Raw genomic sequence first — 21,894 nt, 5'->3', positions numbered from 1 at the left:
GCTTTAACCGACGCCGGGACTGGGATTTGAACCCAGGAGGAGCAAAGCTCCACAAGATTTCCAGTCTTGCGCCTTACCTGGCTAGGCTATCCCGGCATATGATGTATCATTTTAAGTGTATGGATTGAAGCCTATTTAAGTATTGCTATGTGTGGAATAACACCACATCCAGAGTACTCCAGGAGACTGTACCAAATCCATATCTCTAGGGGGACCGGCGCCACATCCGGGGATAGGTTCCAGGCTTCATGAAAACCTTATGTGTTTCAATAACAAGGCCGCTCTCTGCGGCCACAATGTCAAGGGATGGCAGCAGTGCCTCACCAACAGCCACAAGTTCCCCCTTAAGGGTCATCACCGCAACTGTGTCGCCCTTCTTTATGTTATCATCCAGCCCTGCTATGCCCCCACGTGCAAGGTCAGCACCATGGCATATTGCATCAACTGCAGAGTCAAGGATGACGGCACGGGGGAGATGGGATACTGCAAATTCCATTGGTAGAATGCATTCCCTCAGGAATCTTTCATCCCCATCCTCAACCCAGAACTGGTAGGCGTCCTTGAGGTCATGGAGTGTTACCAGGCCCTCCTCTGTGAAGGGACCCACACGTGTCCGTCTGAGTTCAGCCATATGGGCCCCTGTACCAAGGGCCTCTCCCACATCATGACAGTACTTCCTTACGTAGGTCCCTGCCTCACAAGCTATCCTGAAGAGAACATCCTGGCCATCAATCTCAAGTATATTAACATCATAGATGGTCCTTACACGGAGCTCCCTTTTAACAGCTGACTTGAGGGGGGGTATCTGGAAGATCTTTCCCTGAAACTCCCCAAGTACCTCCTTTATCCTGTCCTCATCCACCTCCCTGTGAACCCTCATGAGGCATACGTATTCCTTGGGGGCCTCAAGGAGGAGCTGCATGACCCTTGTTGCCCTGTTTATGCCCAGGGGAAGAACACCTGTAACCTTGGGGTCCAGTGTGCCCCCATGCCCCACCTTCTCTGCGTGGAGAATGTCCCGGACCCATACATCCACCTGATGGGAGGTGGGACCAGATGGTTTATCAAGGTTAACAACGCCATAGGATATATGGGTTTCAATGTCCCTCTCATGGGGCGGGCACCCATATGCAGGGTCTGTACTTGACTCCTTTAACTCTATGAATTCTGCCATGAGGGATACCTGCAAAAATAAGAGGTGGGTTTATTCAAGGGCTTCAAGTTCCTTCTTTATTTCATCGATATCATCGGATTTGATCTCTATTTTTTTCTCTGTTGGTTCAAGGTGTCCTATGTTACACCTCCTGTTCTTAACATTGACACCCACAACTTCAACGAAGTTTTTGTCGATGATATCAAGTATCACGCATTTTTCACCGGCTTCTCTACCTGCGGTTTTCACACATACTCTTCCAACTTCTATTGCTGCCATTAAATCACCTCGGTAACTTTTAGTATGATTTCAGCCACGCCTTCAGCGTCAAAATGGCTGGTGTTTATCACAATGTCGTATACCTCAAGGTCATCCACATCTATACCGTGAATCTCCCTGTACCTGTGGGCTTCACTGGCCTCACGTATCCGGATCTCATTCTTGACCGTCTCCAGGTCCTTGGATTCCCGGATACTTATTCGCTGTGCCCTCACATCAAAGGGTGCCATCAGCAGGACCTTCAGATCCGCCCTTGCAAAGTGTGCAGAGAGTCTTCCCTCAAGTATGAGGTCCTCATGTTCATCTGCAAGTCTGGCCTGTCTCCTGTCGATCTCTATGTCTATCTCTGGATTCTCCTCTGCGAGTTTGCTGAACTCCAGTATGTCAAGTTTCCTCTCAGCAGCCATCTGCCTGAAGACATCACCTGCAGATACACAGGGTATCCCGGTCCTCTCAGACAGAATCCTGGCAACGGTTGTTGTGCCAGTGCCGGCCAGACCACCGATGGTTATGATCATTATGACCTTGCCTCTTTCTTAAAGACTTTGCGTGCGCAGCTTGAACAGTAGTAACCACCGTATGGTCTGTTGGGTCTCTTCTTGGATTTTGAGAGTTTTCTTATCTCGTAGGGTCTTCCTCTTGGAACACCATGGAGTGGCTTTCCGCAGCCAGCACATACATGCTTTGATGGTTTCTTTCTGCGGTAATGTATAACCGTCCTTCCTCCAGGAGTTCTCTTGAAGATTCTCTTATATGATCTGGATCTGTATCTTAACTCTGGCATTTCAATCTCTCCATAACGTTACATTCCACCTTTAAGTCCCATGAACTTTCTGAATATCTGGGACATTGCAAAGGAGCATAAGATGTACCAGCCAAGCCATCCTATGGCATAGGATGGGGCGTTTGGTGGCATGCCATAGAACATGTGCCACAGGGGGACAAGGAGGACATAGTATGCAACCTGGGGCAATATCACCAGTGTATTGACTATGTGCGGTTCCTGTCCCATCCAGTAGAAGACAAGGATTATGGGTACGAATGTGACTATCATTGGCTTGAATGACATGGTCATCATTTCGCGCTGTTTGTCCATGAACTCCATCTGTTTTTTCTGGATCTCCTCAAGCGCCTGCATGTCATTCTTCTTTCTTGCCTCCATCATCTCCTGCTGGAACTCCTGCATTTCAGCTTTAAGTTCTTCGAGCCTTTCCTGGTCCACAAGCAATTTGTTTGCCAGTGTTATGATAAAGGCCACTATTGCTGATATCAGGAATACCGTGAGGATGGGGTTCTGTGGATTCGGGTCCATTGCAATAAATGGACCGAATACAGCGTTCAGTGCCCCGTATACGACTTCAAGCACCATTTTTGTTTCCTCTTTATCTTACTCCAGAATGTTCTTCATCTCACTGACTGCAGACTCAAGCTGGTTGTTGTGGTTCTTAACAATCTTAACAGTTGCGCCTGTGAGTGTGGCGTAGGCCATTGCAGCTGCCCTGTTCATCTGCTGATGGAGGTCGATCTCCTGCAGGGATTCCATATCCCTGTTTCTGGAAGTATCACTAATCCTTCTTGTGAAGATCTCCTCTGGATCAGCCTCCACAAGCACAAACATGTCAGGTTCCAGTTCCTCAAGAACCCATACTGGAAGACCTGGCAGAAAACCAGCAGGCGTCTTTATGGTGCAGTGTGTGTCGACGATTATATTATTTTCCAGTGACCTTTCTCTTATACTTTTCGCAGCCGCCCTCTGTATCTCCTTCTGGACTCCAGGTTCAAGGGTTCTCATCTGGTCCCTGTTTTCAACAAGTCCCTTTTCACGGGCTATTTCAAGCATGACATCGCCGTAATTCACATTGAGGTAGTCAAGCTCCCTGAGGGTGTTCTCAAGGACCGTCGTGCTTCCTGAACCAGGTATACCTGCAACTACAACAACCTTCATTGTACCACTCCCATGGATTAAAATTATCCTAATCTCCCAGGAAGCTTCTGAGTATGGGGTGCATATCCATCAGCTGCTCCTGGGCAATCTCCTCATAGAGCCTGTAAACTATACCCACCGTTAGAAGGACACCTGTACCTCCACCAAGAGAACCCGTCAGGTCAGCCACAAATGCGAGGAGCCCGACAAATGCCCCTCCCAGGATCGTTATTGTGGGTATGTAGCGTTTCAGTATCTTCTCGAACTGCCCCCTGCTGCTCCTGAAACCAGGAATCTGCATACCCATCTGGTAAAGCTGTTTTGCAACATGCTTTGGACCTATGTTACTTATCTCAACCCATAGCCAGGCAAAGAGGACGCAGAGCCCTATGAATACAACCGCATAGAACAGTACCTTGAATGGGTCCAGTATGAGGGCGTCGATTGAGCGTGGAGCTGTGAGAAGATATGCGAGCCCATCAACCGCCTGCCCATTGCTTACAGTACCGAGTATGGGGTATCCAAGTTTCTGGAACACGTTTGCCATTAGCTGAACATTCAGGAGGAGCGCGCTTGTCAATATAACGGGCATGTTACTGGCGTATATGAAACGCAGGGGGTACTTTCCAACAGCACCCCTTGAGAGCCTTTTACCCCCTCCCATGGATATGGGTATTTCCACCCTCATACTCTCAGCATAGACCACGACGAGGAAAACCCCAATGAGGGCCAGTACAGGGAGGACGTAGTACTGGAAGTCAGGGCTCTGCCCTGTGAAGAGGAGGTAGAGGAAACCTGTTATTCTACCGGCGGGTACCCCTGGCTGGGTGGGTGCAGAGAGGGGGTTGAAGGCACCTACAATTATCTCCTGTGATACGCCTGCTGCAATGAAAAGTCCAACACCGCTACCAAAACCCCATTTGGATACAACCTCATCGAGGAATATTATGAGTATTCCTCCAATGGTGAGCTGCAGTATGAGTATCCAGACAAACTGGGGGGCTGAGGGTGCCAGTGACCCTGTCAGTACAAAGATCAGTGCCTCAAAGAATGTGAATACTATGGCAAGGAGCTTCTGCAGTCCCTGGAAAAAGGCCCTATCCTCATGCTTCGAGAGGTCCAGTTTCAGTATCTTACCTCCAACCAGGAGCTGAAGTATGATTGATGCTGACACAATGGGTCCTATACCCAGTGTGAGTATTGAACCAAAGTTTCCTGCAAGAACAGCCCTCAGCTGGGCAAACTGATCCACAGCCCTCGGACTTAAACCGTAGAGTGGTATCTGGGCGAGGAAGAAGTATAGGACAAGGATTATGCCTGTCCATTTGAGTTTTTCCCTGAAGGGTACCCTGTAGTCAGGTGATTTTACCTGTGGCAGGACTGAGAATATGGGCTCAAATTTTTCCTTCAACTGCTCCACTCCTTGTCAATGCTGTTTACTCTATCACTTCAGCCTTTCCCCCGGCCTCTGTGATCTTCTCAACGGCATTCTCAGAGAACTCAAGGGCCTTGATATGGACGGGTCGTGTGATCCTTCCGCTTCCAAGGACCTTTTCAAATCCAAGGTCCCTTACATCCAGCACCACCATCCCGTCCTCTTCAGATGCGATTCCCTTCTCAAGGAGGTCAGGAATCCTTTCGTCTATGTAGGCAAGGTTGACTGTTTCCAGCCTCTTTATGAGTTTCTGGGGCCTTTTGAAGCCGTACTTTCCAAAGTGTTTCGGGTCGTACTTGACGATCCATGTCCAGTGGTGTTTGTGTCCACCTGCCTGTCCTCTGCCTCCGCGGTGACCTGCTCCCCTTCTCTTCTTGGAGCATCCTCCACCCACGGTGCGTGAGCCCCTCATCCTTGTGATCTTTCGTCTTTTTCGGATCATGAGTAATTCCTCCGCTTAGATCATCCTCTTCAAGAGGTCATTTATCTTCTCTCCACGGTATCCGAGGCTTCCGCCCTCATTGAAGGACTTTTTTATGGCCTCATATCCCTTTCGTGGTGGGTGTAACCTGAACACAGGTTTTATTCCTGCATCCTCAAGTTTAACCTCACCCCTGAATACAGCCCCTGCAAATTCTTCCACTGAATCATACTCTGTTTTTTCCTTTATGTATTCATCGGTTAACCTTTCCCCTCCGATGATTCTTGCCCTCTTGGCTATCATGGCTGTCAGGGTTTCCTGGTCAATTTCACCCCAGGTTATGTAGTCCTTGGCCTTCTGGAGCATGCCAAGGTAGCTGGGTGTGTCCTCAACCAGTACTGCGTGGTTTATCCTGTTGAGTCTTAACATCTCCATGGTGTCAGCTATGTCCCTTCGGACACCCGCTGATCCCCTTACCCTTACTACTGCTAACATCTGGAATCACCTTCAGGTACTGCAAACACCCAGATTTTTAAGGTCCTTTTCGCTTGCCTTTACCTTGCTCAGCTGTTTGAGGGCATCGAAGGTTGCCCTGGCAAAGTTGACTGTGGTCTGTGTCTGTCCACGTGTATGTGACCAGACATCATCTATACCTGCAAGCCTCATTATGGTCTTGCCAACGTCACCTATTGCAAGTCCAACGCCACCCGGTGCTGGTATGAGGGTTACGCGGACACTTCCACTCTTACCTGAGACCTTGAAGGGTACCGTGTGTTCCCTTCCGCAGACACATCCCCAGTCACCGCAGCCTCTTCTGACCTTTATAAGGTTGAATTTTGCATCGTCAACTGCCTTCCTGATTGCAGGTCCAACCTCTCTGGCCTTGCCCTGTCCGAGTCCAACGTATCCATCCCTGTTGCCCACTGCAACTATGACCCTGAAGTTGACCTTCCTTCCTGATTTGTGCATCCTCTGGACAAGGTTAACGTCAATGACCTCCTCCTCGAGGTCAGGAAGCAGTGCATCGATTATCTCAAGTTCCATTATTGGGTGTCCCTCTTCAAAGATCTCATCGATACTTGTTATGACACCCTCCTTCACAAGGCGTCCAAGGTTGGTCCTTGGCTCCCATTCCTCCATGTTGAAGTTCATAATCATACCTCTTCATCTATCCTGTTTTTTATTTCTTCAAAGTGTTCAGGCAGGTCCTCAGGGGAAAGACCCCTTTCAAGGTACCTTGAAAACCTCTTCTTGCGTTCTTCCTCGTCAAGGGATTCTGCATATTCCTTTATGTGTTCGCCCCTTATCCTTGATTCGTCGGGAATTACTGATTCACCGTGTGGTACTTTGAGTCCTGCGTCAACAGCCCCTTTAAGTGCTGCGAATACCTTTGAGCCCCTTATGGCAGGTCTGAGTCCTATGTCAAGGACTGCTTCCTCTATACCTGCTTTCAGAGCCCTTTTACCGCAGAGGTATCCTGTCAGGTATGCTGCTGCTGTATTGCTTGTGCCTCCAAGCCATCCCATTTTCTGGAGCTGCTTTGAGTGGGCTGAGACCAGTGTTTCGTCTCCATTCATTCCCACATTGATTATCTGTGCAATAACATGATATGTGGTTATTCTGACAACAAGCCGGGATTTGCCTCTTTCCACCATCTTATAGCGGGCCCGGTAATCAGTTTTACCTTCCCTTCGTCTTCTAAATGCCATCTTGTATCTTGGTCCATGTGCCAATCAGATCCCTCCTATCTTAGCATGTCGTGGTCCCGGGCATAGGTTTTCATGTAAGATTTGCTCTTGAAGGCTCCGCCCTTTGCCATCTTGTAGAGTTTACGATAGGTGCTCTTGTTTATTTCACGGTTGTCCCTCATCTTCCGTAGGTCCTTCCTTAGAGCCCTTATTGTGGTCATCCATTCCTCTTTCCTTGGTTTTCTGGCGCCCTTAGCACCTTTTATGCTTCCAGGCCCTCTTCTTCTTCCTTTCTTTTTCTGTTGGGCTATCTTTTTTGACCTGTAACTGCTTATGCCCTTTTTTGGTTTAGCCTTTATTGCGCCGTCCTTTATTAGCTGCTTTACACCGTCCCTGGTTATTGCCCTTGAGACCTCGTCGATCCTCTCAGGGTCAATCCATATCCTGTTAACCCCTACTTTCAGTATGTCTGCAGCTAATCTTTTCTGAGTAGTAAGATTCATTCAAGAAACCTCCTTGTGTCCAGCAATTGCTGATAGACCCGAAAAATCGGGCATCCCCTTAAAATGTTTTCCTGGACTGGAAAATAAGACCCCTTCCAGTCCATATTATGGATTCAGAACCTTTATGCCAAGTTCCTTTGCCTTTTCAAGCATGAGCGTCTTCTTCCTGGCACCCACAGTTGATGCTATCCTTGCAGCCTGTGTTTCAGGGTCCAGGTCCTCAAGTTCCCTCATATTGGAAACAAGTATGTCCTCATATCCTGATGGGTGGAGACCCCTCTGGTCCCTTGGCTTCCTGTAGCCAATCGCAGGCATTGCAGGTTTGCCCTTTTCGTATCTTCTCATTTTACTTGTTCTACCCCTGGGCCTCCTCCACTTTTCTCCCAGTTTTTTATATCGGGCGTATTCCTGTCGCTTAAATTTTTTCCTCATCGAATCACCATCCCTACTCCTTGCTCACAAGGTATATGCCGTCCTGGAAAACCCTTGGGTCCCTTCCCTTAATCTTGGTGGCCTGTTCAAGATTCGCCATTGTCTGTCCCACGTGTTCCTTGTTGATACCTGTTACTTCAACCTCGTCGCCCTTTACCTGAACCTTTGTATCTCCAACGATCTTTGCGGTCCTTGGGTGGCGTTCCCCGAGGAAGTTCTCTATTAAAACCTTATCCCCTGCCACCTTCACACTCATCGGAAAGTGGGCATACACTATCTTCATGCGGTAAGTGAAGCCCTCGGTGACGCCCCTTATCATGTTGTTTATATGGGCCTTAACTGTCCCTATCATTGCCTTGTCCTTTTTCTTTGGGAATTTGACCTCAAGGACCACCTTATCGTCTTCAACGTCCATTGATATCTCTGAGTGATTAAATTTTCGGGAGAGTTCACCCTTTGGACCCTTAACCTTAACTTCACCATCGATGGTGACGTTAACATCCTCAGGGATGGGTATTTCTTCCCGGATAATAGCTGCTAGAACCATTTTATCACCTAGTAGACGTAAGCCAGCAGTCTACCGCCGATACCCCTGTCCTTGGCCTCTTTATGGGTCATTATTCCCTCAGGGGTTGACACGATTATTATCCCAAAGTTCTTAGCTGGCAGATATCTTTTCTCAAATTTCTCGAATTCGTCCTTTTTAACAGCGTGTCTGGGTTTTATAACCCCGCACTGGTTTATGTTTCCCTCTAGTTCAACGATGAATTTTCCAGCCCTGCCGTCGTCAACGTATTCGAATTCCCCGATATAGCCTTCCTTTTGCATTGTTCTCAGCACACGCCCTATGAGTTTTGATGCAGGACTTATCCTGCACTTTACATTACCCCTTATCTCATTGTTCCTTATGTTGGTCAGGGCGTTTGCGAGAGGATCCATAAGAGTCACAGTAAACACCTCTTTCAGTTGTACTTTTTAAACCCGATTTTAGGTGCAAGTTCCCTGAAGCACTGTCTGCAGAGCATTAATCCATATCTTCTGACAAGTGCAGAGTGATCCCCGCATCTTGAGCATTTCCTTGATGCCTTTCCATATTTCCTTGGCAAAACAATCACCTTCAGACTATTTTAACCTGGAATTTTTCCTTCATAAAGTCGATTGCCTCTTCACGGCTGACCCTGTGCTTTTCAGGAACCTTTTTGCGCTGTATCCTTCGTCTGCTTATCCTGTGACCTGGTTTCTCAAAGGTTACAGAAAGGTTCATGCCGAATATCCCTATCTCAGGGTCGTACTTCATTCCAGGTATGTCGATGTGTTCCTCTATACCCATTGAAACATTACCATATTCATCGAACTGGCTGGCCTTCAACCTGTTCCCTATTCCCTCAAGGAACATTCTGAGTACCTTTTCGGCCCTTTCACCGCGAAGGGTTACCTTGCATGCTATGGGCTGCTTCTTCCTTATACCAAACTCAGGGTTTGTGACCTTTGAGTGGGTCCTCACAGGCTTCTGGCCTGTCATCTCCTTAAGAAGCCTTTCAGCCCTCGCAAGCCTTTCACCCCCTTCACCGACACCTATGTTAAGGGTGACCTTGAATATCCTTACTTCCTCCATGGGGTTCATCTATTTACCTCCCGGAAGTGATATCACTGACTCGTCCTTTCCAATGACAAACACGTAATCCTTGAGTGTTAGGAATGTCTTCCTTGCCTCGGTCTCAATGACTGCCGTGTTTGGCATTGATGACCTGGTTATGTTTATCTTCTTGATTCTTCCAATCTCACCTGTATGACGGCCCCCTGTTACAAGGCCAAGGCTGCCCTTCTCAAAGGGTATTCTCTCAAGGATTTCCTGTTCAGGCACAGCCAGCTTTACAACATCTCCCACACGGAACTCGTCCTCTGAGAGGTAGTTGCGGCCGTCGTGGAGGTTGAGCTGGGTTTTTCCACCCCTAATGGTTGTCTTGTTAACTATCTTGCAGAGCTTGAAGCCCGCATTCTCCTCACCAATGGGATGTAAGACCAGCCTTCCCCTCTCATCAGGGAGCACCCTGTAGACCTCACCTGTGCGGGGTATGCTCACAACGTCCATGAACCCCACAGGGAATTTGTAGTTCTTCCTTGGCCTTCCGTCCACCAGGATCTCACCACTATTTATGATTCTCCTGGCTTCCCTTGCATTATCTGCAACACCGAGGATGTCCCTCACAATGATCATCAGGGGCAATGATGCCTCAATTGGGTGGGGACCTGGGGATGGTTTTACAGTCCACTTGTATTCCTTGGGATGAATGGGCCAGTGACTTGGTGATTTGAAACGTTTAAGGTGCTTTCTTGATGCCATTATCGCCATGTTATCCCTTCCGTTCTAATATTTTCATTCTCTTCTCATCGTCAAGGTTTAGGTCAATTATTCTGAGGTTTGAGGGGTGTATTGGAAAGTAAACTGAGGTTCCATCCACCTTCTGTATTGTGGCGCCCTCAACGTAGACCCTGTACCTTTTGAGGTCCACCTTCTCCACCTTACCCTCGTGTCCCTTGAAGTCCCCGCGGAGAACTTCAACCTTATCTCCCTTTCTCACTGGGAGGGACCTTCTACCGTACTCCTCCCTGAGTTCCCTGCTTAGAGGTGCGCTCATCATTTTGCGACGAACGTGTAATGGTGCTTCATAAATGTATTTCCTCTGCTTTCTGGGTTGTTTTGACATTCTATCACCCTTATACTATTATGCTGGCTGCACTTCCCACGCTGGGCCACCTGTCAGCTGCTTCCTTTGCAACAGGACCCCTTATCTCTGAACCCTTGAGGACTCCCTCTGGGCTCACTATAACTGCAGCGTTGTCCTCGAATTTCACCCTCAATCCGTCAGGTCTTCTGTATTCCTTTTTCTGTCTCACAACAACAGCGTTGAGGACTTCCCTCCTCATGTCAACTGTTCCCTTCTTCACAGAGACCACTACCATGTCGCCAACACCGGCTGCTGCGAGTCTCCTTCGAACACCCTTGTATCCTCTGACAGAGATTATCTCAACTTCCCTTGCGCCTGTGTTGTCAACACACTGGAGTCTGGCCCCTACAGGTAAAGCCCTTGTAACCTTGGATGCTATTGCTTTCATCTTAGTCTTCCCCCTTCACCTCGACAACTACAAAGTTCTTAGTCTTGCTGAGGGGTCTGCATTCAGCAATTTTCACTGTGTCCCCTACCCTGACATCTATGCAGTCAGGTTTGTGAGCCTTTATCTTGGATTTTCTCTTTTCGTATCTCTCATATTTGCGTATAAATTTGTAGAAACTCCTTTCAACGGTTACTGTCCTTTCTGCCTTGTCACTGACGACAGTTCCTTCCAGTATCTGACCCCTCAATGGGAGGTTCCCGTGGAAAGGACAGTTAGGATCACTACATTTAGATTTAGGTTCTGGAACATCAATGCCGACCATTCTATCACCACTATGGTTTTCTAAATTTCTTCTTTATTCTCTCCTCAGGACGAGCTATCAGAGCTCCACCATCAATCTCAACCACTTCACCCTCTGGTGTTCTGAAATGGAAGACGGCTATTTCCTTTGGGATCATTACTTCCCTGCCATCCTCCAGTTCAATTTTAAGGGTGTTCCTGGTTTCATCCACGACTCTTCCCGCTAACCCCTGAATGTCCCTGTGAACACTCCTGGCTATTCTCACAGAAAGGCCAATAAGCTCATGTCTGAAAATGTTATGGGGGGTTATCAATACAAACCCCTACCTTATCTCTATTGTGTCTGATGAAAAGCCCATATCCGCTAGAACTTCCTTGACCTTCTTCTTATGGTCCCCCTGAAGTTCTATCTGGCCTTTCTTGGCAGTACCTCCACAGGCACATTTTGCCTTCAGTATCTTTGTGAGCTCCTTTATGTCTATATCGTGTTCATCGATGCCCTCTATGATGGTCATCACTTTACCAAATCTTCGCCTCACTGTGTATACCTTTAATGTCTGAACTTCGCGTGCTATTTCCTCGCAGACGCAAAGTTCCTCCGGAAGACCGCAAACATCGCAGATTTTCATTTATTTCTCCTTCTATTTTTCATTCATGATGGTGAGAACACGGGCTATTGTTCTTCGGATTTCTCTCATCTTTCCGGGATTTTCATGGATCCCGGCAGCAGCGCTCTTGGAAACATATCTGGCGTATTCTGCCTTGAGCTCATCCAGCTTCTTCTGGAGTTCCTCCCTATCCATTTCCCTTATCTCTTCGCTCCTAAGTATCGCCATTTCGATCCCTTCTATTCACTGATATAAATCTGTCCATATATATTACTTTTCAGATTCTTCACCATCTGTGTCCTCTTTTCCCGCTTCTTCCGCTGCTTCAAGGCCTTCCTCGAGATCCTCAATCTCTTCAAGATCCTCGATCTCTTCTATTTCCTCGAGATCCTCAATCTCTTCAAGATCCTCGATCTCCTCCACGGCTTCAACCTGTTCTTCAGCTTCTTCTGAGGGAGTTTCAGTTATTTTAGGAGCCTCTATTTCAACCTTGTCTGGAAGTACAACCTCGGGAGGCATTATGCGGACGTACACTCCAAGAACACCTGGCTTGAGCTGCACTGTTGCGAAGCCTTCCTTAACGTATTTGGTTGAGGGTTCACCGCACTTCTTTATGTAACCGTCTGTGAATTTGGCTGTGGCTGAACGGGCACCCCTTATCTTACCTGAGATGGTAACTTCAACACCCTGGGCACCTGCAGCCATGATCCTCCTCATGGTGGTGTATGCAACCCTTCTGAAGTGCATTCCCCTCTGTAGCATTGCAGCTATTTTGTGGGCCATTATGCGGGGGTTGAGTTCAGGCACATCGACCTCCTTGACCTCAACCTGGGGGTTTTCAAGGTTGAACTTGGTTTTGAGTTTCTGGGTAATGGCCCTCACCGTCTTACCGCCACGTCCAATTACCATACCTGGCCTTTCAGCGTAGACGACAACCATTGTACCCATAGGTGTGACCTGAACGTCCATGCCACCGTAGCCTGCCCTTTCAAGTTCCTTTTCAAGGTATTCGTCTATCCTCGTCCTTCTGAGCCCTTCAATGACAAAATCTTTCTCTATCAAGATTTATGCCTCCCCCAGAACTATCTGAACGTGTGTTGTTGGTGTGTTGAATGGTGTAGCCCTTCCAAAGGCCCTGGGAATCCAGCCCCTTATAACTGGACCTCGGTGACTGGATATGTGGATTATCCTGAGTTTCTCGGTGTCGAGTCCCTTGTACTCTGCATTGGCCTCGGCATTTTCAAGTACCTTCAGTATCTGACTTGCTGCCTTCACAGGGTAACGGCCGCTGGCCCATCCATTGAGGCCTCTCCTGTGAGCGACCTTCCGGTTGTATCTCTTGAATGCCACCGGCCTCTCCATCCTGCTAACCTCTTTAAGGTATCTTTTGGCCTTCTCCAGTTCCATTCCCCTGATCTCCCTGCATATCTCCACAGCGTGCTTTGGTGAAATTTTGAGGTGAGTCCCTGAAGCCCTAGCTGTTTTTGACCTATCTTCCTCTTTATAAGCGTATTTAACCTTAGCCATTGTCTAGTCTCCTTATTTAAGAGGCACGAACATTGAGGATCTTGTAGCTCCCATACCGGGATCTCCGTGCTCAACCTTCTTCCTTGTAGGTGCAAATTCACCGAAGTAGCAGCCGATCATTTCTGGCTGGATTGTGACCTCCACAAATTCGTTTCCGTTGTGGATGCCGAAGGTCATCCCAACCATCTCAGGCAGCACTATCATGTCCCTGCAGTGTGTCCTGATTACCGGTGGTTTTCCCTCAGTCTTTCCCTCTTTTTTTATCTTTCTTATCTTCTCAAGTACCTTCTTCTGCCTTGGTAGGAATCCCCTCTTGAGGGATCTTCTCTGCCTTGATGGGAACAACTTGATTACATCGTCAAGTGGCATCTTCTGCAGTTCTTCCAAGGTGTAGCCGCGATACCTAAATTCTTTACGTGCCAATAGGTCACCTCCTTTTTTTATCTCCTTTTCCCTGTTCTTCTGGCGGCTATTGAACCAACCTTCCTTCCTGGAGGAGCATGCCTTGAGACAGTTGTTGGTCTGCCTGGGTGCTGTCTGTTTCCACCACCATGTGGGTGGTCGACTGCATTCATTGCAACACCCCTAACTTTAACTGACTTCTTACCCTTGGCCCTGAGGGCATGGTACTTCTTACCTGCCTTGAGGAATGGTTTCTCCCTTCTTCCTCCTCCAGCAACGACACCAACGGTTGCCCGGCACTGTGGGTTGAGTGCCTTGAGTTCACCTGATGGGAGTTCAACAACCGCCTTGTCAGCATCATGGGTGATCAGAGAAGCATAGGTACCGGAGGACCTCACCAGTTTGCCCCCGTCTCCGGGTCTGTTTTCAATATTGTATATGGGTGTCCCCTCTGGGATTTCACTGAGTGGGAGTGAGTTTCCGGGTTTGACCTTTGCCTTTGCCCCGCACTCGATCTCTTCGTCAAGCATTAAAGACTCAGGTGCGAGGATGAGGTTCTTTTCACCGTTTTCAAATTTCACGAGGGCCACAGGGGCTGTCCTTCCAGGGTCGTGCATTATGTCAACGACCTTTCCCCTGAGACATCCGTCACTTTCAAGGGAGTCGTATGCACGGTATTTTATTTTGCCCTTGAAACGGTGGGACGCACTTCTGTAAGTGGGAGTTCCCCTTCCTCTCCTCTGTGATATTAACCTTTTTCCCATCTGAATATCCTCCTCATTATTCTAGAATACTCCCAGTTTAACAGCTATATCCTCTGCACTGTGTTCCTTTGCCAGTTTTATGTAGGCAATCTTCTGGCCCCTTGGGGTTACCTGGGTGTTAACCCTTTCAACCTTAACTGCAAAGAGTTCCTCGAATGCCCTTCTAACATCCTTCTTTGTGCTTTTTCTCATAACCACAAATGCCAGCTCGTTGTTCTGGTCTATAAGGTTCATGCTCTTTTCTGTGACATGTGGTTTCATGATAACAGCATATGGATCCATAATTACACCGTCACCTTAATTTTTACTGGAAGAGTCCCTCAAGTTTTTCTATTGCTGATCTTGTAAAGACGGTCAGTCTTCCCGGGTGGGTTCCAGGTGCGAGGAGTTCCGCGTTTAGGTTTTCCACTGTAACAACATCCACACCAGGGTGGTTTCTTGCACCCAGCGCAATACCTTTATCCTCGCCCACAACTATGAGCGGACCTTTGGGTGTCCTGTACTTCCTCCCCCTCATCTTTCCCTTTCCAGCTCTTATCTTTTTGCCTTCCTTTGCCCTCACAATGTCTTCCATGATTCCAAGTTTCCTGAAGACTTCCCTTGTATCCGCTGTCCTTTTGATTGTGGAGAGTTCGTCGTCAACCACAAGGGGCACCTGGGGTACATTCTCTATCCGGTGACCCCTTGCCTCCACAAGGTCCCTCCGGGCTGTTGCTGCAATGGCGGACCTTATTGCGAGCCTCCTTTCCTTTCTGTTTATCCTTTCATGGTAGTTCTTCTGTGGCCTCGGTGGATGTGCCCTTCTACCGCCAACTGCCTGGGGAACGAAGGCTGCCCTTGAACCATTCTTTATACGTGGAACCATTGCAACACCGCGCCCGGCACCATAGGACTTGGCAGAGGTCCTTTTACCTGCCATTGGGTCTGGACCCCATGGCTGTACCCTTGCGGTCTGTGCTGATAGAACAGCTCTTTTTATCACATCGGGCCTGAACTCCTCATTGAAAATTTCAGGAAGTTCCATTTCATCTATAGCTTCACCTTCTAGGGAATAAACTTTGATCTTCATTTTGAACCACTCTTATACTCCTTGTTTTGATGATGTGCTGATGTAGGTTATCTGGGGTGCCTCTTCCTGTTTACCCACAGCCCTTATGGCCTTCCTGAGCACCACAAGCCTCTTTGTTGGGCCTGGAACTGACCCTTTAACCATTACATAATCGTTCCTGATAAGACCATACCTTACGAATCCACCGCGGGGGTTTACCTGGTCTGCCTCGCTGGCGTCACCGATCTTGAGTATCTGCTTGTTGTACTCGGTCCTCCTGTGGTAACCCATCTGCCCTGCCTGTGGGACTGTCCACATGGTCCTTGATGGTGTCCATGGACCCAGTGACCCTATGTGTCTTCCCTTACTGCTTCTCGCAGCCTTACCGTACTGTATCCTTATACCCCATCTCTTAACGGGACCCTGGAATCCCTTACCCTTAGTGACGGCTATGGCATCAACGAAGGCCCCCTCGGAGAATATCTCTGATGCCCTCACATCCTTGCCGAGGATTCCCAGTGCGTATTCGAATTTCTCCTCGGGGTTCTTACCTCCAAGGCCGCACTCAAAGACCTCAGGTTTCTTTTTGGGTACGCTTGCAAGTCTGGGGTTTGTGTGTACAATAACCCTGACATCTGCAACGTATTCCATGTTTGACCTTATCTTTTCTATTGCAGCCTCCTGGTCGTAGTCCTCTGCAGGTGGGGTGAGCTTCCTTCTGAGGTCCTCCTTTGTCTCGGTGGCCAGGACCTCTCCAAGGGTCTTAAGGCCCCTGCTTGTCTTTTCATAGGCCCTGACAGCCATCACGGTTAGGGGTGGGACCTCAAGTATTGTGACTGGAGTTGAAACCTCCATCCCCTCTGTAGGGGAATTTTTCTGATTATCAACCATCATTACATGGGTCATCCCTGCCTTGTAACCTGCCAGGGCAAGAAGTCCCGGTTCATCCACCTGGGGCCATGACTTGACCCTGGGGGTTTCCCTTGCCGCCCTTTTCCTTGGACTGAATGCAACTGATCCTTTTCTTGGTTGATGATGTCTAGCCATTTAAGTTTACCTCCTTACATCATTCATATTCATTTTTCATCAATCTGAGTTAGCATGTTGAATACTGAGAGAGTAGCTAAAACAGCCTCTTCGGTCCTTACAGTTTCTGTACACTGTCCAGGAATGGTGTTAACCCACACATCTGCCTCGATTTCTGGTAATCCCTTGTAAGGACCTCCAAACAGGATGGCCACCCTGGAGGCGCCCTCCACCTTTGACTTTACTTCATTCAGAATAGAAGTAATGGGCGAAGCATACCTTGATGTTGCCACCACAACATCGGCATCCACTATTTTCAGGCTCTTTGAGAGGCCCTGTTCGGTGCTCAGAACCTCATATCCCCAGTATCTATCCTCTGGTTCATCTGGCTCTATCAGTATTTCCTTACCCAGCCGGATAACCCTGAAACTCATTACCCTATTTACAGTGAGTTTTTCCCTGCACAGTGCAAGTTTATCTGCGCCAATATCCACAAGAGTTCCTTTTTTTACCCTTTTGACTGTTAATCCCTGTCTGTATTCTCCAGCCACGGGTTTTCCAGTTGGGTGATGAGGAGTTCTCAGAGGTGGGAGTATACCCACATGTTTAAACTCCTTCATTATCGGGAAAACCTTCCTGCGAAGGTACTGCGGGGTATCCATATACTTCAGGATATCCCTGATAAATCTTGCCTCTCCGTCTGCATCATCGTGATAGATCACTATGCGTTTAACCCCAAATATCGCTGCAGCCCTTCCAATAAGACCCACCTTGTAGGTCTTTATTTTAAGATCCATTGTCTCTGCCGTCAGCGAATCCGGGATAAATATGGACAAATCTACTCTATTCATTTATTATTCTTTGTCCTACTCTTTTATAAATATTTCCACAATGCAGACTGGGCAATTAAAACCACAGGCCACATCGTATATCCCGTTATACAATGTGAGCGGATCCCCCGCAGATTGCAATAGGTACTAAAAATTGTACAGTAACCATATTTAAAGTTTCCGCTGGAGGTCCGCGGGTGAGCAAGATAAACCCTGAAGGAATCTCCAGGGTCACTCCATCAGTCAGCAATTCATGGAAATCAAAGTATCATCTGAAAAAGCCTACTCATCACAACATCCCAACATCAACCACCAAACCCCACGAGGAGATCACCCAAAAACAACCCTCACTATAACAACATCCACACTGAAGACCTCCATTCTGTGGAAACTGTAGGTTCGACGTATCGGGAATTCAGCCATCATTCTGTGGGTCACCCTACCCCCCAGGCCCTCATAGTAGCGCCTCACAAAGTCCTCAGAGCCTGCCATGTGGAATGAGTACACAACCCTCCCCATGGCTGATGCCGCCTCCATGAAAACTCTGTCGGCGCCCCTATCAGCCCTTTCCTGTGAACCAAAGGGGGGGTTCTGGATTACAGTATCAACCCCACCTGTGACCTTAACCAGATCCCCATGATCACAGATATCGGCCTCAATGAAGTGGATGTTTCTCAGTCCCAGATCCTCTGCAGCACCCTCTGCAACTTCAAGTGCCCCTTTATCAACGTCCACACAGTAAACCCTCTCTGCGCCAAGAAGCGCCGCCCCAATACCCAGGATACCCGTACCGCATCCAAGGTCCGCGACGGTTCTTCCCTCAATATCCCCTAGGGACCTGGCTACCCAGAGGACCTCCGCGGCCACATGTGCCGGGGTGAGGTACTGTTCAAGGCCAGGGTCAGGGTGGGGATGGGGAGGGATGCGCTCAAGAAGCATCTCAAGGTGTCTCTTTCTCCTCATGGTACCATAACTGAAGGTGGTAGACTTAAAAAGAGTTGCCCCAATATAATATATATATGTTATAAATTTCAGGGTGCAGTCAGATGTTCAGCAAAATCCTCGTTGCAAACCGTGGTGAAATAGCAATAAGAGTTATGCGCGCATGCAGAGAGCTCGGGATAAAAAGCGTGGCTGTTTACTCCGAAGCCGATAAGAATGCGCTCTTTACAAGGTACGCCGATGAGGCATACGAAATAGGTAAACCATCCCCATCCCAGAGCTACCTGAGAATAGACAGGATAATCGATGTGGCTGAGAAAAGCGGTGCCGAGGCCATCCATCCAGGCTACGGTTTCCTAGCAGAGAACCCTAAGCTTGGGGAGGAGTGTGAGAAACACGGAATCAAACTTATAGGTCCCAAAAGTTCAGTCATCGAGGCCATGGGGGATAAAATAAGATCAAAGAAGCTCATGAAGAAGGCCGGGGTCCCTGTCATCCCTGGAACCGATAAGGGTGTGAGTGACCCCGACGAGGCCGCTGAGATAGCTGACTCGATAGGCTACCCTGTCATCATAAAGGCGTCAGCAGGTGGCGGTGGAATAGGCATGAGGACCGTCTACGAGGAGGACGAACTCATAAGGGCCATGGAATCCACCCAGTCTGTGGCGGCATCAGCATTCGGGGACCCAACGGTGTATATAGAGAAGTACCTTGAAAAGCCCCGTCACATTGAATTCCAGGTGATGGCAGATGAACATGGAAACATCATACACCTTGCAGACAGGGAATGCTCAATACAGAGGCGGCACCAGAAACTGGTAGAGGAGGCGCCATCACCCATCATGACCCCAGAACTGAGGGAAAGAATGGGTTCCGCCGCAGTTAAGGCCGCCGAATATATAGGTTATGAGAACGCAGGTACTGTTGAGTTCCTCTATTCAAACGGGGACTTCTACTTCCTCGAGATGAACACCAGGATACAGGTTGAACACCCAATAACCGAGGTGATCACCGGCGTGGACCTTGTTAAGGAACAGATAAGGGTCGCCTCAGGGGAGGAACTCTCCTGCAGACAGGAGGACATAACAATAAGGGGCCATGCAATTGAGTGCAGGATAAACGCAGAGGACCCACTATCAGATTTCGCCCCAAACCCGGGTAAGATCACAGGTTACAGGTCCCCCGGTGGAATAGGTGTCAGGGTTGACAGCGGGGTTTACATGAACTATGAGATACCACCATTCTATGACTCCATGATATCCAAACTCATAGTATGGGGAATGGACCGTCAAGAGGCAATAAGCAGGATGCAACGTGCCCTCAGTGAGTACATTATACTGGGCGTCAGAACCACAATACCCTTCCACAAGGCAATAATGAAAAATGAGGCATTCCAGAGGGGGGAACTTCACACACACTTCGTGGATGAATACAGGCGGGGTATAGATGCTGAGATGCAGAAGATCGTCAAAGAGGACCATGAGATGGTTGAACGCCTCCACTCAACATTTCTACCATCAAAGAAGGTTGCAGCAATATCTGCAGCCATAGGAGCATACATGCACTCAAGAAGGGGGTGATGGTATGGAAGATTATAATGATCCATGCGAAGTTGAGGTAAAAACCAGGTACATAGGGCATGAAGTGAAATGCTTCGATGAGGTGGACTCCACCAACAACGTGGCCAAGAGGATGGCAGAGGATGGCGCCCCGGAGGGTACAGTTGTTATTGCAAGGACCCAGTCCCGTGGAAGGGGTAGGAGGGGTAAACCCTGGATATCACCCCAGGGCGGCATATGGATGTCCATAATACTCAGACCAGAGGTTCACCCATCAACGGCTCCACTCCTAACACTGGTAACCGGTGTTGCAGTTGCCAGGACACTGAAGGAAGAATGTGGCCTGGACGTGGGAATAAAGTGGCCCAATGACATACTCATCGGAGATAAAAAGGTATGCGGAATACTAACAGAGGCCCACGCAAGGTTCAACAACCTTGAATATGTGATTGTAGGTGTTGGAATCGACACCAACGTGGACATCAGCCGTTTCCCAGAGGACCTCAGGAAGGGGGCAACCTCCATTAAGAATGAACTCCAGAGGGACATAAAATCCAGTGAACTGATATCAAGATTCCTTAAAAAGTTTGAGGAAGTCTATGATTCCTTCAAGGAGGGTAGAATGGATGAAATTCTAAGAGAATGGAGGAGGATGTCAAAGACCATCGGCAGACGTGTTGAAATAAGGAAGCAACTTGGTGAAGTTGTCCATGGTGAGGCCATCGGCATCAACAGTGAGGGTGCCCTCATACTGGAACTGGATGATGGAACTCTCCGCAAAATAATATCCGGTGAGTGCATACACCTCTGATAGTGGTGGCCCTTCAGCTGCCACTGTTAACCTCATTTTTTGAATACCCATCAGAGGGCCTCGATTACGGCTGGCCCCCCGCGTTCACCATCAACCCTGAATTTCCTTCCTGTTATCTTTTCTGCAAGCATTATATTGGTCTCCGCATGCAGTGTAAGTTCAGAGGTGGCCACTCTCGAATTTCCTGTGATGGCCATGTAGGGGATGATCTGATCGCCCATGTACCTGTCAAGGGGTCTGCCAGATTCTATGAAACCCAGGAGTTCCTCTGCAGCCTCTGAACCAACCAGTTCTGCCCTTTTACCTGGTTTCCCCAGTGAAGTGGCACCTAGCCTTGTGTTGCCCTCAGCCCAGAGTGTGATACCCGAGCCCCTCCCCAGTGAACCGGAGGCGTCCTCAACACGTATATCAACATCCAGGCCGGTTCTCTTGAGGGTCCTCCTTGCTGATTCAGCCTGTCTCTCAGCAACATGTATCGGAAGGTTCCTGGAGTGGGAAACACCCCTTATACAGTGAATTTCCGCCTTTTCAAGTACGAGGGGTCTGAGGGTGGATGGCTCCATGGTTGCATGGACCACACCCCCACCCTCAGGATAGTAGCCTCTCTCAATTAACTCAAGTTTTGCGGTGTAACCCATCATACCAAGGATGGGGAGCGTCACCTCCCTGAGGTAGTCTGCTGTGGGTGCCCAGAGGACATCGGTGCCACCCCTCACGGTTACATCCAGTTCACCAGTGGAGGCTGTGGAGGCTATCATTATGGCCTGGAGGACAAGTCCCGTGCTTCCAGCGGTTTTTATGTCAAATTCAAATTTCCCGCCACTAACACGTCCCGGTGAAAATTCAAGCTCCATTGACCCGAGCTCATCCCCCCTCAGTCTGCCATTGCTTATCTCTGCAATTGCCCTCACAGCAGTGAGGTGCTGGTGTGAGAGTCCCTTCCTTGGCCTGCGGGCCCTGATATTGTATATCCTTATTCTGCGTGATTTTAGGACTGCAAGGGCCGTGGAAGCCCTTACAACGGCTCCCCCACCTTCGCCCTCTGATCCATCAATAACTATCAGCCTGACACCTCCATAATAAACTCAGAATCGTTCAGATGTGACCATTTTCAGTTTTTGTGCT

The 21,894-nt window shown here is 48.6% G+C and carries 36 protein-coding genes and 1 tRNA gene; 2 read left to right on the top strand and 35 right to left on the bottom strand.

What is annotated here, in order from left to right:
* Positions 1 to 11: 11 nt before the first annotated feature.
* The 34 genes from QFX30_RS06700 to QFX30_RS06535 form a co-directional block, all read right to left on the bottom strand.
* A tRNA-Ser gene (locus QFX30_RS06700) sits at positions 12 to 96 on the bottom strand.
* Between the two features lie 109 nt (positions 97 to 205).
* Complete coding sequence (locus QFX30_RS06695; RefSeq protein ID WP_300489949.1) at positions 206 to 1,174, bottom strand: RNA-guided pseudouridylation complex pseudouridine synthase subunit Cbf5; 969 nt, start codon at positions 1,172 to 1,174, stop codon at positions 206 to 208.
* 30 nt (positions 1,175 to 1,204) lie between these two features.
* Positions 1,205 to 1,432 (bottom strand): 50S ribosomal protein L14e, encoded by a 228-nt coding sequence (locus QFX30_RS06690; RefSeq protein WP_300489946.1) that lies wholly within the window; start codon positions 1,430 to 1,432, stop codon positions 1,205 to 1,207.
* Positions 1,432 to 1,950 (bottom strand): (d)CMP kinase, encoded by a 519-nt coding sequence (gene cmk / locus QFX30_RS06685; RefSeq protein WP_300489943.1) that lies wholly within the window; start codon positions 1,948 to 1,950, stop codon positions 1,432 to 1,434. The genes QFX30_RS06690 and cmk overlap by 1 nt, the downstream gene beginning before the upstream one ends.
* Complete coding sequence (locus QFX30_RS06680; RefSeq protein ID WP_013295338.1) at positions 1,950 to 2,216, bottom strand: 50S ribosomal protein L34e; 267 nt, start codon at positions 2,214 to 2,216, stop codon at positions 1,950 to 1,952. The genes cmk and QFX30_RS06680 overlap by 1 nt, the downstream gene beginning before the upstream one ends.
* Before the next feature lie 18 nt (positions 2,217 to 2,234).
* The gene (locus QFX30_RS06675; RefSeq protein ID WP_300489940.1) at positions 2,235 to 2,801 is read right to left on the bottom strand and encodes an EMC3/TMCO1 family protein; all 567 of its coding nucleotides are present in this window, start codon (positions 2,799 to 2,801) and stop codon (positions 2,235 to 2,237) included.
* An 18-nt stretch (positions 2,802 to 2,819) separates the two neighbouring features.
* The gene (locus QFX30_RS06670) at positions 2,820 to 3,377 is read right to left on the bottom strand and encodes an adenylate kinase (RefSeq protein WP_013295336.1); all 558 of its coding nucleotides are present in this window, start codon (positions 3,375 to 3,377) and stop codon (positions 2,820 to 2,822) included.
* Positions 3,378 to 3,405: 28 nt separating this feature from the next.
* The gene (gene secY / locus QFX30_RS06665; protein ID WP_300489938.1) at positions 3,406 to 4,776 is read right to left on the bottom strand and encodes a preprotein translocase subunit SecY; all 1,371 of its coding nucleotides are present in this window, start codon (positions 4,774 to 4,776) and stop codon (positions 3,406 to 3,408) included.
* A 16-nt stretch (positions 4,777 to 4,792) separates the two neighbouring features.
* Positions 4,793 to 5,233 (bottom strand): uL15m family ribosomal protein, encoded by a 441-nt coding sequence (locus tag QFX30_RS06660; RefSeq protein ID WP_300489935.1) that lies wholly within the window; start codon positions 5,231 to 5,233, stop codon positions 4,793 to 4,795.
* Between the two features lie 15 nt (positions 5,234 to 5,248).
* A complete protein-coding gene (gene rpmD, locus QFX30_RS06655; protein WP_300489933.1) occupies positions 5,249 to 5,707 on the bottom strand; it encodes a 50S ribosomal protein L30 in 459 nt (152 codons plus the stop codon).
* Between the two features lie 12 nt (positions 5,708 to 5,719).
* Positions 5,720 to 6,364, bottom strand: a complete 645-nt coding sequence (gene rpsE, locus QFX30_RS06650; protein WP_300489930.1) for a 30S ribosomal protein S5 — start codon at positions 6,362 to 6,364, stop codon at positions 5,720 to 5,722.
* A 2-nt stretch (positions 6,365 to 6,366) separates the two neighbouring features.
* Positions 6,367 to 6,945, bottom strand: a complete 579-nt coding sequence (locus QFX30_RS06645) for a 50S ribosomal protein L18 (RefSeq protein WP_300489927.1) — start codon at positions 6,943 to 6,945, stop codon at positions 6,367 to 6,369.
* Between the two features lie 11 nt (positions 6,946 to 6,956).
* Positions 6,957 to 7,403, bottom strand: a complete 447-nt coding sequence (locus QFX30_RS06640) for a 50S ribosomal protein L19e (RefSeq protein ID WP_300489924.1) — start codon at positions 7,401 to 7,403, stop codon at positions 6,957 to 6,959.
* 105 nt (positions 7,404 to 7,508) lie between these two features.
* The gene (locus QFX30_RS06635; protein ID WP_300489921.1) at positions 7,509 to 7,835 is read right to left on the bottom strand and encodes a 50S ribosomal protein L32e; all 327 of its coding nucleotides are present in this window, start codon (positions 7,833 to 7,835) and stop codon (positions 7,509 to 7,511) included.
* A gap of 13 nt (positions 7,836 to 7,848) precedes the next feature.
* Complete coding sequence (locus QFX30_RS06630) at positions 7,849 to 8,382, bottom strand: 50S ribosomal protein L6 (protein ID WP_300489918.1); 534 nt, start codon at positions 8,380 to 8,382, stop codon at positions 7,849 to 7,851.
* Positions 8,383 to 8,390: 8 nt separating this feature from the next.
* Positions 8,391 to 8,783: a 30S ribosomal protein S8 gene (locus QFX30_RS06625; RefSeq protein WP_300489915.1), complete on the bottom strand. Its 393-nt coding sequence runs from the start codon at positions 8,781 to 8,783 to the stop codon at positions 8,391 to 8,393.
* A gap of 14 nt (positions 8,784 to 8,797) precedes the next feature.
* Positions 8,798 to 8,950 (bottom strand): 30S ribosomal protein S14, encoded by a 153-nt coding sequence (locus QFX30_RS06620; RefSeq protein WP_010875659.1) that lies wholly within the window; start codon positions 8,948 to 8,950, stop codon positions 8,798 to 8,800.
* Between the two features lie 2 nt (positions 8,951 to 8,952).
* On the bottom strand, positions 8,953 to 9,459 hold the full coding sequence (locus QFX30_RS06615; RefSeq protein ID WP_300489912.1) for a 50S ribosomal protein L5: 507 nt from the start codon (positions 9,457 to 9,459) through the stop codon (positions 8,953 to 8,955).
* The gene (locus QFX30_RS06610; protein ID WP_300489909.1) at positions 9,460 to 10,188 is read right to left on the bottom strand and encodes a 30S ribosomal protein S4e; all 729 of its coding nucleotides are present in this window, start codon (positions 10,186 to 10,188) and stop codon (positions 9,460 to 9,462) included.
* Between the two features lies 1 nt (position 10,189).
* Positions 10,190 to 10,543 (bottom strand): 50S ribosomal protein L24, encoded by a 354-nt coding sequence (rplX, locus tag QFX30_RS06605; protein ID WP_300489906.1) that lies wholly within the window; start codon positions 10,541 to 10,543, stop codon positions 10,190 to 10,192.
* Positions 10,544 to 10,553: 10 nt separating this feature from the next.
* The gene (locus QFX30_RS06600; protein ID WP_013295322.1) at positions 10,554 to 10,952 is read right to left on the bottom strand and encodes a 50S ribosomal protein L14; all 399 of its coding nucleotides are present in this window, start codon (positions 10,950 to 10,952) and stop codon (positions 10,554 to 10,556) included.
* Position 10,953: 1 nt separating this feature from the next.
* Positions 10,954 to 11,274 carry a 30S ribosomal protein S17 gene (locus QFX30_RS06595; RefSeq protein WP_300489904.1) on the bottom strand — a complete coding sequence of 107 codons (321 nt, stop codon included), beginning with the start codon at positions 11,272 to 11,274 and terminating at the stop codon, positions 10,954 to 10,956.
* 10 nt (positions 11,275 to 11,284) lie between these two features.
* Positions 11,285 to 11,566, bottom strand: coding sequence for a ribonuclease P protein component 1 (rnp1, locus tag QFX30_RS06590; protein ID WP_300489901.1), 282 nt, complete (start codon positions 11,564 to 11,566; stop codon positions 11,285 to 11,287).
* A gap of 9 nt (positions 11,567 to 11,575) precedes the next feature.
* Complete coding sequence (gene yciH, locus QFX30_RS06585) at positions 11,576 to 11,881, bottom strand: stress response translation initiation inhibitor YciH (RefSeq protein ID WP_300489899.1); 306 nt, start codon at positions 11,879 to 11,881, stop codon at positions 11,576 to 11,578.
* 12 nt (positions 11,882 to 11,893) lie between these two features.
* Positions 11,894 to 12,088 carry a 50S ribosomal protein L29 gene (gene rpmC / locus QFX30_RS06580; protein ID WP_300489896.1) on the bottom strand — a complete coding sequence of 65 codons (195 nt, stop codon included), beginning with the start codon at positions 12,086 to 12,088 and terminating at the stop codon, positions 11,894 to 11,896.
* Positions 12,089 to 12,130: 42 nt separating this feature from the next.
* Positions 12,131 to 12,922, bottom strand: a complete 792-nt coding sequence (locus QFX30_RS06575) for a 30S ribosomal protein S3 (protein WP_300489893.1) — start codon at positions 12,920 to 12,922, stop codon at positions 12,131 to 12,133.
* Between the two features lie 3 nt (positions 12,923 to 12,925).
* The gene (rplV, locus tag QFX30_RS06570) at positions 12,926 to 13,387 is read right to left on the bottom strand and encodes a 50S ribosomal protein L22 (RefSeq protein ID WP_300489890.1); all 462 of its coding nucleotides are present in this window, start codon (positions 13,385 to 13,387) and stop codon (positions 12,926 to 12,928) included.
* A 12-nt stretch (positions 13,388 to 13,399) separates the two neighbouring features.
* Positions 13,400 to 13,810 (bottom strand): 30S ribosomal protein S19, encoded by a 411-nt coding sequence (gene rpsS, locus QFX30_RS06565; protein WP_300489887.1) that lies wholly within the window; start codon positions 13,808 to 13,810, stop codon positions 13,400 to 13,402.
* Between the two features lie 17 nt (positions 13,811 to 13,827).
* Entirely contained in the window at positions 13,828 to 14,553 is a 726-nt protein-coding gene (locus QFX30_RS06560) for a 50S ribosomal protein L2 (RefSeq protein ID WP_300489884.1), read from the bottom strand.
* A gap of 21 nt (positions 14,554 to 14,574) precedes the next feature.
* Positions 14,575 to 14,835 carry a 50S ribosomal protein L23 gene (locus QFX30_RS06555; protein WP_048060727.1) on the bottom strand — a complete coding sequence of 87 codons (261 nt, stop codon included), beginning with the start codon at positions 14,833 to 14,835 and terminating at the stop codon, positions 14,575 to 14,577.
* Positions 14,836 to 14,857: 22 nt separating this feature from the next.
* Complete coding sequence (gene rpl4p / locus QFX30_RS06550; protein WP_300489878.1) at positions 14,858 to 15,622, bottom strand: 50S ribosomal protein L4; 765 nt, start codon at positions 15,620 to 15,622, stop codon at positions 14,858 to 14,860.
* 12 nt (positions 15,623 to 15,634) lie between these two features.
* The gene (gene rpl3p / locus QFX30_RS06545; RefSeq protein ID WP_300489875.1) at positions 15,635 to 16,648 is read right to left on the bottom strand and encodes a 50S ribosomal protein L3; all 1,014 of its coding nucleotides are present in this window, start codon (positions 16,646 to 16,648) and stop codon (positions 15,635 to 15,637) included.
* A gap of 29 nt (positions 16,649 to 16,677) precedes the next feature.
* Positions 16,678 to 17,478: a putative RNA uridine N3 methyltransferase gene (locus QFX30_RS06540; protein WP_300489873.1), complete on the bottom strand. Its 801-nt coding sequence runs from the start codon at positions 17,476 to 17,478 to the stop codon at positions 16,678 to 16,680.
* Positions 17,479 to 17,787: 309 nt separating this feature from the next.
* A complete protein-coding gene (locus tag QFX30_RS06535) occupies positions 17,788 to 18,420 on the bottom strand; it encodes an METTL5 family protein (protein ID WP_300489871.1) in 633 nt (210 codons plus the stop codon).
* Between the two features lie 83 nt (positions 18,421 to 18,503).
* Here QFX30_RS06535 and QFX30_RS06530 point away from each other — a divergent pair, with 83 nt between their 5' ends.
* Both QFX30_RS06530 and QFX30_RS06525 read left to right on the top strand, forming a co-directional pair.
* Positions 18,504 to 19,979, top strand: a complete 1,476-nt coding sequence (locus QFX30_RS06530) for an acetyl-CoA carboxylase biotin carboxylase subunit (protein ID WP_300489868.1) — start codon at positions 18,504 to 18,506, stop codon at positions 19,977 to 19,979.
* 4 nt (positions 19,980 to 19,983) lie between these two features.
* Entirely contained in the window at positions 19,984 to 20,769 is a 786-nt protein-coding gene (locus QFX30_RS06525; RefSeq protein ID WP_300489865.1) for a biotin--[acetyl-CoA-carboxylase] ligase, read from the top strand.
* Between the two features lie 50 nt (positions 20,770 to 20,819).
* On the opposite strand, the gene rtcA is transcribed toward QFX30_RS06525, so the two are convergent.
* Positions 20,820 to 21,824: an RNA 3'-terminal phosphate cyclase gene (gene rtcA, locus QFX30_RS06520; RefSeq protein WP_367186143.1), complete on the bottom strand. Its 1,005-nt coding sequence runs from the start codon at positions 21,822 to 21,824 to the stop codon at positions 20,820 to 20,822.
* Between the last annotated feature and the right edge of the window lie 70 nt (positions 21,825 to 21,894).

It is taken from the genome of Methanothermobacter sp., from assembly GCF_030055435.1.
Lineage (GTDB): Archaea > Methanobacteriota > Methanobacteria > Methanobacteriales > Methanothermobacteraceae > Methanothermobacter.
This window is presented reverse-complemented; position numbering and strand designations above follow the sequence as displayed.

Excerpts from the sequence above, each read along its gene's own strand:
- QFX30_RS06695 (WP_300489949.1), bottom strand. The coding sequence starts at position 1,174 with ATGGCAGAATTCATAGAGTTAAAGGAGTCAAGTACAGACCCTGCATAT.
- QFX30_RS06560 (WP_300489884.1), bottom strand. The coding sequence starts at position 14,553 with ATGGGAAAAAGGTTAATATCACAGAGGAGAGGAAGGGGAACTCCCACT.
- QFX30_RS06610 (WP_300489909.1), bottom strand. The coding sequence starts at position 10,188 with ATGGCGATAATGGCATCAAGAAAGCACCTTAAACGTTTCAAATCACCA.
- QFX30_RS06635 (WP_300489921.1), bottom strand. The coding sequence starts at position 7,835 with ATGAGGAAAAAATTTAAGCGACAGGAATACGCCCGATATAAAAAACTG.
- QFX30_RS06680 (WP_013295338.1), bottom strand. The coding sequence starts at position 2,216 with ATGCCAGAGTTAAGATACAGATCCAGATCATATAAGAGAATCTTCAAG.
- cmk (WP_300489943.1), bottom strand. The coding sequence starts at position 1,950 with ATGATCATAACCATCGGTGGTCTGGCCGGCACTGGCACAACAACCGTT.
- QFX30_RS06600 (WP_013295322.1), bottom strand. The coding sequence starts at position 10,952 with ATGAAAGCAATAGCATCCAAGGTTACAAGGGCTTTACCTGTAGGGGCC.
- QFX30_RS06670 (WP_013295336.1), bottom strand. The coding sequence starts at position 3,377 with ATGAAGGTTGTTGTAGTTGCAGGTATACCTGGTTCAGGAAGCACGACG.
- rpmC (WP_300489896.1), bottom strand. The coding sequence starts at position 12,088 with ATGGCGATACTTAGGAGCGAAGAGATAAGGGAAATGGATAGGGAGGAA.
- rpmD (WP_300489933.1), bottom strand. The coding sequence starts at position 5,707 with ATGTTAGCAGTAGTAAGGGTAAGGGGATCAGCGGGTGTCCGAAGGGAC.
- rplV (WP_300489890.1), bottom strand. The coding sequence starts at position 13,387 with ATGGCTAAGGTTAAATACGCTTATAAAGAGGAAGATAGGTCAAAAACA.
- QFX30_RS06535 (WP_300489871.1), bottom strand. The coding sequence starts at position 18,420 with ATGAGGAGAAAGAGACACCTTGAGATGCTTCTTGAGCGCATCCCTCCC.
- QFX30_RS06675 (WP_300489940.1), bottom strand. The coding sequence starts at position 2,801 with ATGGTGCTTGAAGTCGTATACGGGGCACTGAACGCTGTATTCGGTCCA.
- rpsE (WP_300489930.1), bottom strand. The coding sequence starts at position 6,364 with ATGAACTTCAACATGGAGGAATGGGAGCCAAGGACCAACCTTGGACGC.
- rplX (WP_300489906.1), bottom strand. The coding sequence starts at position 10,543 with ATGTCAAAACAACCCAGAAAGCAGAGGAAATACATTTATGAAGCACCA.
- yciH (WP_300489899.1), bottom strand. The coding sequence starts at position 11,881 with ATGAAAATCTGCGATGTTTGCGGTCTTCCGGAGGAACTTTGCGTCTGC.
- QFX30_RS06630 (WP_300489918.1), bottom strand. The coding sequence starts at position 8,382 with ATGGTTCTAGCAGCTATTATCCGGGAAGAAATACCCATCCCTGAGGAT.
- QFX30_RS06525 (WP_300489865.1), top strand. The coding sequence starts at position 19,984 with ATGGAAGATTATAATGATCCATGCGAAGTTGAGGTAAAAACCAGGTAC.
- QFX30_RS06540 (WP_300489873.1), bottom strand. The coding sequence starts at position 17,478 with ATGAATAGAGTAGATTTGTCCATATTTATCCCGGATTCGCTGACGGCA.
- QFX30_RS06690 (WP_300489946.1), bottom strand. The coding sequence starts at position 1,432 with ATGGCAGCAATAGAAGTTGGAAGAGTATGTGTGAAAACCGCAGGTAGA.
- QFX30_RS06555 (WP_048060727.1), bottom strand. The coding sequence starts at position 14,835 with ATGGATCCATATGCTGTTATCATGAAACCACATGTCACAGAAAAGAGC.
- QFX30_RS06530 (WP_300489868.1), top strand. The coding sequence starts at position 18,504 with ATGTTCAGCAAAATCCTCGTTGCAAACCGTGGTGAAATAGCAATAAGA.
- rpl3p (WP_300489875.1), bottom strand. The coding sequence starts at position 16,648 with ATGGCTAGACATCATCAACCAAGAAAAGGATCAGTTGCATTCAGTCCA.
- rpl4p (WP_300489878.1), bottom strand. The coding sequence starts at position 15,622 with ATGAAGATCAAAGTTTATTCCCTAGAAGGTGAAGCTATAGATGAAATG.
- QFX30_RS06595 (WP_300489904.1), bottom strand. The coding sequence starts at position 11,274 with ATGGTCGGCATTGATGTTCCAGAACCTAAATCTAAATGTAGTGATCCT.
- QFX30_RS06660 (WP_300489935.1), bottom strand. The coding sequence starts at position 5,233 with ATGATCCGAAAAAGACGAAAGATCACAAGGATGAGGGGCTCACGCACC.
- QFX30_RS06615 (WP_300489912.1), bottom strand. The coding sequence starts at position 9,459 with ATGAACCCCATGGAGGAAGTAAGGATATTCAAGGTCACCCTTAACATA.
- QFX30_RS06640 (WP_300489924.1), bottom strand. The coding sequence starts at position 7,403 with ATGAATCTTACTACTCAGAAAAGATTAGCTGCAGACATACTGAAAGTA.